The organism is Brevibacterium sp. Mu109 (genome assembly GCF_900169375.1).
Taxonomy (GTDB): Bacteria; Actinomycetota; Actinomycetes; order Actinomycetales; family Brevibacteriaceae; genus Brevibacterium; species Brevibacterium yomogidense_A.
In genome coordinates, this window is the sequence record NZ_FXZF01000056.1 from 1 (window position 1) to 7,049 (window position 7,049).

The following is a 7,049-nucleotide window of genomic DNA, read 5'->3' on the forward strand; positions in this document are numbered from 1 at the left end:
AAAGTAGGGTGGGACATGTCGAGGTCTTCCGGGTGGGCAGTGTAGGAACTTCCATCTTCAGGGAGACCTCGACTCCTACACGGACAGCGACGCGCTCAACGGACTACACCCTCGTTCGAGAAGAGCCCAGTAACGCCCCCACGATCGCCCGCAGGTCGCTCGCGCCGCCGACGCCGCCGAAGTCGGGGAACACGTCCATCACACGCCTCCTGCCGTACAGGCGGCAAGGGCCGTGTCCCCGCCGCCGATGCCTTCCGCGCCGTGATCGGTGAGCCACACGTCACCGTCGACAGGTTCGGCACCCCTGCCGCCGGGGCGGATCTCGAAGTGCAGGTGCGGTCCGGTGGACTGCCCGGAGGAGCCGACATCGCCGATGTGCTGCCCGGCGGTGACCATCTGCCCTGCGGTGACGTGGATGCCGTGCTGCCACATGTGCGCGTAGTAGGACGCGACCCGCTGGCCGGCCACGGTGTGCTCGATGACGATCAGCCCGCCGTACCCGCCGGAGAACTCCGCCAGGACCACCACGCCGTCTGCGGCGGCGAGGATCGGGGTGCCGTCCGGCGCGGCGAAATCGCTGCCGGTGTGGAAGGCGCGTTGCCCGGTGATCGGGTGGATGCGCCACCCGAACGGGCTGGTGCGCACCCAGGTGCCCTCCGGCAGCGGGAACACGATCCGTGTGGTCTCCGGCACCACCGGCGCACCCCCGCCGCCGCCGGTCGGGGCAGGGCGGGTCAGCGCGGTCAGGATCGCCTCGGCGACCGGCTGGTAGTTCTGATACCGGTCCGGGTACGCACTGACTTCGACCGCCTGTGCGGCTTCGCCGGGGTCCATGCCCTGCCAGCCGGGAATGTCCAGCAGTCCGCGCGGTGACGGGTAGTTCGGTCCCGTCTCACCGCCGAAGAACGCGCGCGCCTGATAGACGGGGTCCATCAGGTCGGCGACGGTGCCCCACCCGGCCGCTGGGCGCATCTGGAACAGGCCCAGGGAGTCGTGGTCGGAGCCGTTGCCGTCGTTCGGGTAATCGCCGGATTCGGGGTAGGCGCCGGTGTTCGCAAGCATCCGCAGCGTGGATTCGGTGAGCGCAGCCATCAGCGCGATCACCACGCCGGGGCGGCCGACACCGGCGGTCTGCCCGCCCGTGGTGATGATCGTGGCGGCGTGGGTGAGCTGGGTGCGGTTCAGGGTGACAGTCTGGCCGCCTCGGGTGGTGGCGGTCAGCGAGTCCGGGATCGGGCCGACGAGCAGCGACCCCGGCGCGCACGCGGTCATCGCGGGATTGACCACGGCCGCCACCCCGACCAGCACGACCGAGGGGGCGAAGAACAGCAGGGCGACCGCGAGAGCGGCGAGTTTCGTCAACACGACAAGCACCGCCCCTCAGCGCAGGGGGTTGTCGAGTTGGGAGAGCCGCAGCAGCTCACACAGCCCCGGACTGCCTCGACCGGGGACCGGGGGCGTGCAGACGGCGAACACGGTGAACGACACCGGCCGGGACGCCTCCACGGGTTCGGTGCCCCAGGTGCCGTCCCGATGCCGGGTGCCTTCGATGGTGTACGCGACGGTCCCTGCGGGAATCTGCCCCGGCGCCGCCTGCGCGACCGCCGTCGCCCACGCATCCGGGACGACCACGGCGTCGATGGTGAGCCATTGGCGGGTCTGGTACGGGCGGAGCTGCCCCCACGCCTCCACGGTCGGCAGATAGGCTCGCACATCCCCAGCCAGCGCGTCCGCCTCCTCATCGGCGGCGACATCCGCGAGCATCTGCGCATAGTCCGAGGGGTTGTGACCGGTGGTGGTGTCCCAGGTGAACAGCGAGCCGGCGACCGCGCGGGCGAACGCCTCCGGGCCACCGACCTGCGGCACCGCCACCGGCCCCTCTCTGGACGACCCGGGTGGTGGAGCGGTCACGGCAGGGACCGTTGGGTCGGTGGGGGTGGTGCCGGTGCGGGGTGCGGGGCCGCGCAGCAGCCCGTAGATGCCGACACCGACCAGCAAAAGCAGCACGATGCCGCCCGCGATCGTGGCGATCAGCAGACGGCGGCGACGGCGATCAGCAGGGGTGGCGGGGTCCATGCGGGTCCTCCCAGAAGGCGACAGGTAAGTGGTCGCCAGGAAGGTGCACACCCCGCCCCAGGAAACATCGCGGGGTCAGGCGATGTGCTCGCTGCGCTCCTGGGCACGGCGGGCGGCACGGGCGGCGTCAGCGAAGGTGACGGTGCCCGCCACGGTCTGCTCGAACCGGGACCATTGCTCCTCGGTCAACGCCCGGCCAACCTCGTCCGGGTCATGGTGCAGCCACCATTCGGCGAGGTCGTCCCAGACGGCGACGAACACGGTCAGCGGGAATGGCACCGGCTCGCCTTGAGTCTCGACGGCGGTCAGCGCGGGGCGGCGGGGTTTCCGGCCGGTCTTCTTCGCGGCCTTCACGCGGGCGAGTGCCGCCTGCGCCAGCTCGTCCAGCTCCGCTGCCCGCGCCTCACGCTCTGCGTCACGCACGGCTGCCGCCTCGGTGCGGGCCTGCTCGCGCAGCTCGGCGGGCCGGGTGGGGTCGGCGGCGATCTGTTCGAGCTCGGCGAGGGAGAGTTCGGCGTTGATGCGCAGATGGGAGGGATAGACGCTGCCGCCGGCCTTGATCCGCTCGACCTCCTCCGCCGCGCGGATGCGTACGGACTCGGGTTGGGAGGGGTCGGCGGCGAGGTGTTCGAGGCGGCCGATGCGCTCCAGCGTGGTGTGGGAGTCGCGGCCGGTGACCATCTGTGCGGCCTGCACCGCGGCCTCGCCCGGGGTCGTGTCCCACGGTGCCGTTAATTTAACGGCACCGTCCTCTCCGGCATCGTCGGCGGCGTGGAACCGGGTGGCGTCCTGTCGGAGCGTTGCCCCTTCGGTGAGGAGCGCCTTGAGTTCGCGGTAGAGGGCGGCGGCCTCGAACTGGGTCAGTGGCTTGTGCAGCAGGTTGTCGTCCTGTTCCGCGAGGAGCTGCCCGAGTCGGTCCGAGACACCGGACCGCACCCACACTTTGACGGTCTTCCACCCGAGCAGTTTGATCGCCGCCAGCCGTCTCGCGCCGCAGATGAGATGCCCGTCGAGGGTGATCGCGATTGGTTGCCACAGGCCGTTGCGGCGAATCGACTCGATCAACGGCGCCAGGTCGCCGTAGTCCTGCCGGTGCCGGCGGCCGACGCCGATGGAATCCACCGCACGTTCCAGCTCGATGTGCCCATCCTGCGGGGAGCTCACGGGTGACCACCCCCGGTATCGGGTGCGGCAAGGCCAGCGGTGAGTACGAGGTCGTCATCACTCAGCAGCGCCCGCAACGGTTCCCCGATCAGCAGCCGCACCAGCAGCCCCCGGCCGGCATTCGTGTGGGCGAGGGCGGGGTCCGGGTTGCCGAGCACAAGCCGCAGCAGCGTCGTCCAGGAGGTGCCGGGCAGGTCCAGGAGCGCGCGGGCTTGCCGGTCACGGCGCAGAACCTCGAATGCCGACGCCCGCGACACGGACTCGGCAAGCCGCCCGGTGATGTACTCCACCGCCGCGCGTGCTGTCGCCGGGTCCCATCCCAGCCGAGTCAGGAACGCGATCGTGTCCTCCACCGCCGAACCCACGTTCATCGTCCGCTCCAGCAGCAGCTCCTCGTCCTCGCCGGGATCGTCGGACTCGTCATCGGCGAAAGGGTCAACGTGGAACGCGGGGTGGTAGTCGGGCAGCGGGTTCTCCCGGTCGCTGAACCGCTCCGCGTCATGGAACACCGAATACCGCGGCCGGCGGGCCTGGTGCACGGAGCACAGCAGCCCGTTGCCGCGCTCCTCACCGATGCAGGTCACCTGCACCGCACGGGTCACCACCGCCCACGGATCATCCGCCCGACGAGTGGCGGCACCCCGCATCGCCTCGAACGCCGCCGAGGCAGCCTCCCACGGGTCCAGCCCGTGCTTGCGAGCCAGGGCGGCATACTTGTCGGCCGCGTGCCGCATCAGCGCGGCAGCCTCCGGGTCGTTCCGCCACGCGCCCTTGCCGGCCTCATGGAGCCTGTTGAGGAGGGCGCGCAGCGCCTCCGAATCCTCGAAACGATCCCGCCCCTCGTCGCGGGTGCGTGCGTGTGTCATTGTGGCACCTCCTGAACAACAGGTGCGCACGCATCCCCAGCCGTCATGCTCGCCGGTACAACAGGGACGCGCATGGCCTATGTCACCCCAACCCGATCCCGGACCGCGACACCCACGAGTGCCGCTCCCCAGCCCCACGGCCGAACGCGGTCACCGGCGGCAGCTTCCGTGCGCGTTCGCTGATCGCGGCACCGGTCTTCGTGATCCCGCGACCGGTCGCCCGCACCGCCCGCACGGGGACGCGGCGGCTGCGACGGACGAGCTCGGCCTGGAAGTCGATACCCCGCCCCGCCACCCGTTGGGAACGAGACGCCAGCAGATCGGAGGGCCTCACCCACTCCACACCGCGGGCCTTCTCTGTCTCCGCGACAGCGTCCTTCCCCGTCACCGACGGGTCCTTGTGGCGAGCGAGCGCCGACGCCTCATCCGCCTCGGTCCCCGCCGTGCGGGTGTCGCGGCCCTCGGCATGGCGGATGGCGGCGCGCGGCGTCATGGTGGTCTCGTTCATGCGGTCAGTTCCTTCCGGGACTCCTCCTGCTCAACAGGTGCACCCACGGGCGCGGCGAACCAGCGGCCCACCGTCGAGGGGGCAACCGACAGGTGCCGGGCGATCGCCTTGTTCGACCAGCCCTCCTCCCGCAACCGCGCCGCGACCACCCGCCGGCCCACCGGCACGGGAACCCCAGGTGTGGATTCCTCGGGCTCTGCACTGACGCCACCCGGTTCCGCCGCATCATCGTCGGCAGGTGCGGCGGGGCGGGAACGGATAAGGACGACGGTGAGGTGGGTGGAGGCGAGCAGCACCAGCGGCGGCACCGCGGCGACACAGGCAGCGAGCACGCCGGGCACGTCCGCGTCGGCGGCGACGACGGCGTGCAGCGCGTTCGCGGTGACCGAGATGAGCGCACCGCCGGCCAGCAGCACCCACGGATACCACGCCGCACGGAGCCCGGCGAGGGCGACCACGGCGACGGTGGCAACGACGATCAGGCCGTCAACGATGACGGGCCACGCCCACGCCTGCGCGGCGTCGATCCCGGAACGGCGGGCGAGGTCTGCCAGGGCGGTGAAGGAGAGCCAGAACGCGCCGGCGGCGATCAGCACCGTTCCGGCTACGGCCGTCCCCACCGCGAGCTTCCCGCCGGGACGGGGCTGGCCGGGAATCATGAGAGCACCTGCCCACGGTCCCGCACCGGCCGGCGCGGTATCTCGTCGTGCCCGCCTCCGCCCGCCGACGCAGACTTCGGTGTGGCGTGGATGGTGCGGTAGGCGGAACGGATCGTGACGAACACCTCCCGCGGCGGCAGCCCCGCACGCTCGCCCGCCGGCCCCAGCACGTCCAGCGCTGACGCCGGGGGTGCACCGGCTTCCGCGAGCCGGCACGCCGCCCAGAACAGACCACGGTTGCGTTCGCCTTCCCCGAGCGCGGCGACCCACCCGGCCAGCCGCGCCGTGTCCGCCGCCCGCGAGACTCCACCAGGGCGGAAGACCGGCCGTGGGGGGCGCGGGTCGAGGAAGTCGCGCAATGCCCCCGCATCCACCGGCCGCGTGTCCCGGTCCGGGCCGCCGGTCAGCACGTACGAGGCTCGGCGGCCATCGGTGACGACCACGGAGGGCGGCACGATCACGTAACCGCCGTCGCCCCGGAAGTCGATCCGAGCGCGGGCGGCTTGCCAGGACGGTTGCGGTCGGTCAGGATCGGCCCGGTAGTAGGCGTGCATCCCGCCCGACGGTGTGCGCACCAGCGCGACCCATCCGCCGGCCAGGCCCGCCCGCCGGGCACGGGTGAACCCGGCAAACCCCGACCCGGCCGTCTTGCGGTCCACGTCGACGACCTCCACCCCAGAAGTTGTGCCGGTGGGGACGCCGATGTTCGCGGCCGGCCACCGTCCCCACCATGCGGCGATCTGACCGGCATCCGTGCTCGCGTCATGAAAGCCGTGCTCCACCAGGGGCCGCTTGCCGCCGGGCACGCACGGGAACACCGGCACCCCCGCAGCGGCGAACCGTGCCGCCGCCTCCGACAGCCGCAGTCCGGCGACGGCGGTGAACATCTCCGGGAGCGTCATCACAGGCTCCTGACCACGTGTTCGCGTGCCGGTTCCCGCCGCACCGCGTCGAAGGACTCCGCCGCCACGGCGGGCGGACGTTCACGGGTCCGCCGGGTGACCGGTGCGTCGCGAGTCAAGCCAGGAGGGTCGCCGATGCCCGTCTGGACGGTGGGGAGGCCGTCAAGGATCGCGCCGGCTGTCTTCCGCACTCGTTCCCCCGTGGCCTGCACCACCTCCGCCGGGGTCTTGTCCTTGACCGTGCCCGCCCAGCCGGAGACGTAGGGGATCGTGTAGGTCGTCGTGTCGATGCCGTGCGCGGCGCCGATCATCAGCGCGACCGACTCCGCCTCGACCTCCCCGATCCCGCGATGCCACCCGGCCGCGTCCATCCGGTCCTCGTGGCCGAGGTCGATGTGCGCCAGCTCATGACTGAGCGTCTTCACCTGCTGCAGCTCGTCCATGTCCGCCCGGACGGCGACGGTGCGGTTCGTGAAGTCGGTGAGGCCGTTCGCCCCGCCGATCGCCCGCGCGTCCGCCACCCGCCCCACCGTGAACCCGCGCTGCTGGATCAGCGCCGACAGCCCCTCCCACAGCCCGGACGGCGCCTCGCCCTCCAGCAGGCGAGGGCGGGACAGCTCCGGCACCGGGTCGCCGGTGGTCTGGGACACATCCCACACGTACGCCGGTCTCGCGCCGACCATCCGCGAACGGACCGCCTCGCCGGGCTTGGGTTTCTCGGATCTTCCGAGCCGGCGCCAGGATGCGGGTCAAGTCCCGTGTAGTGGTGTAACGGTTGGATCCTTCGCTGAGGGGTCTCAGGCGCTGAGTTCGAGGGCGTGGTCGGGGTCGGTGCTCACCTCGCCTCCGGTGGTCTCGACGGACGTGAGTCGGC

Annotated in this window: 9 protein-coding genes; all 9 read right to left on the reverse strand. The window is 71.7% G+C overall.

The window, feature by feature from the left end:
• Positions 1–103: 103 nt before the first annotated feature.
• Positions 104–199, reverse strand: a complete 96-nt coding sequence (locus BSP109_RS18035) for a DUF6112 family protein (protein WP_219618580.1) — start codon at positions 197–199, stop codon at positions 104–106.
• Positions 199–1,365, reverse strand: a complete 1,167-nt coding sequence (locus BSP109_RS15960) for a M23 family metallopeptidase (protein WP_101601930.1) — start codon at positions 1,363–1,365, stop codon at positions 199–201. The genes BSP109_RS18035 and BSP109_RS15960 overlap by 1 nt, the downstream gene beginning before the upstream one ends.
• 15 nt (positions 1,366–1,380) lie before the next feature.
• The gene (locus BSP109_RS15965; RefSeq protein WP_101601917.1) at positions 1,381–2,076 is read right to left on the reverse strand and encodes a hypothetical protein; all 696 of its coding nucleotides are present in this window, start codon (positions 2,074–2,076) and stop codon (positions 1,381–1,383) included.
• A gap of 75 nt (positions 2,077–2,151) precedes the next feature.
• Complete coding sequence (locus BSP109_RS15970) at positions 2,152–3,240, reverse strand: ParB/RepB/Spo0J family partition protein (protein ID WP_101601919.1); 1,089 nt, start codon at positions 3,238–3,240, stop codon at positions 2,152–2,154.
• Positions 3,237–4,106, reverse strand: a complete 870-nt coding sequence (locus tag BSP109_RS15975) for a hypothetical protein (protein ID WP_101601921.1) — start codon at positions 4,104–4,106, stop codon at positions 3,237–3,239. Before BSP109_RS15975 ends, BSP109_RS15970 begins: the two co-directional genes overlap by 4 nt.
• Before the next feature lie 82 nt (positions 4,107–4,188).
• Positions 4,189–4,614, reverse strand: coding sequence for a hypothetical protein (locus tag BSP109_RS15980; protein WP_101601923.1), 426 nt, complete (start codon positions 4,612–4,614; stop codon positions 4,189–4,191).
• Positions 4,611–5,273, reverse strand: coding sequence for a DUF2637 domain-containing protein (locus tag BSP109_RS15985; protein WP_101601924.1), 663 nt, complete (start codon positions 5,271–5,273; stop codon positions 4,611–4,613). Before BSP109_RS15985 ends, BSP109_RS15980 begins: the two co-directional genes overlap by 4 nt.
• On the reverse strand, positions 5,270–6,175 hold the full coding sequence (locus BSP109_RS15990) for a bifunctional DNA primase/polymerase (RefSeq protein ID WP_101601926.1): 906 nt from the start codon (positions 6,173–6,175) through the stop codon (positions 5,270–5,272). The genes BSP109_RS15985 and BSP109_RS15990 overlap by 4 nt, the downstream gene beginning before the upstream one ends.
• A complete protein-coding gene (locus tag BSP109_RS15995; protein ID WP_308297925.1) occupies positions 6,175–6,825 on the reverse strand; it encodes an ImmA/IrrE family metallo-endopeptidase in 651 nt (216 codons plus the stop codon). Before BSP109_RS15995 ends, BSP109_RS15990 begins: the two co-directional genes overlap by 1 nt.
• Positions 6,826–7,049 lie beyond the last annotated feature (224 nt).

Excerpts from the sequence above, each read along its gene's own strand:
- BSP109_RS18035 (WP_219618580.1), bottom strand. The coding sequence starts at position 199 with ATGGACGTGTTCCCCGACTTCGGCGGCGTCGGCGGCGCGAGCGACCTG.
- BSP109_RS15965 (WP_101601917.1), bottom strand. The coding sequence starts at position 2,076 with ATGGACCCCGCCACCCCTGCTGATCGCCGTCGCCGCCGTCTGCTGATC.
- BSP109_RS15985 (WP_101601924.1), bottom strand. The coding sequence starts at position 5,273 with ATGATTCCCGGCCAGCCCCGTCCCGGCGGGAAGCTCGCGGTGGGGACG.
- BSP109_RS15980 (WP_101601923.1), bottom strand. The coding sequence starts at position 4,614 with ATGAACGAGACCACCATGACGCCGCGCGCCGCCATCCGCCATGCCGAG.
- BSP109_RS15975 (WP_101601921.1), bottom strand. The coding sequence starts at position 4,106 with ATGACACACGCACGCACCCGCGACGAGGGGCGGGATCGTTTCGAGGAT.
- BSP109_RS15990 (WP_101601926.1), bottom strand. The coding sequence starts at position 6,175 with ATGACGCTCCCGGAGATGTTCACCGCCGTCGCCGGACTGCGGCTGTCG.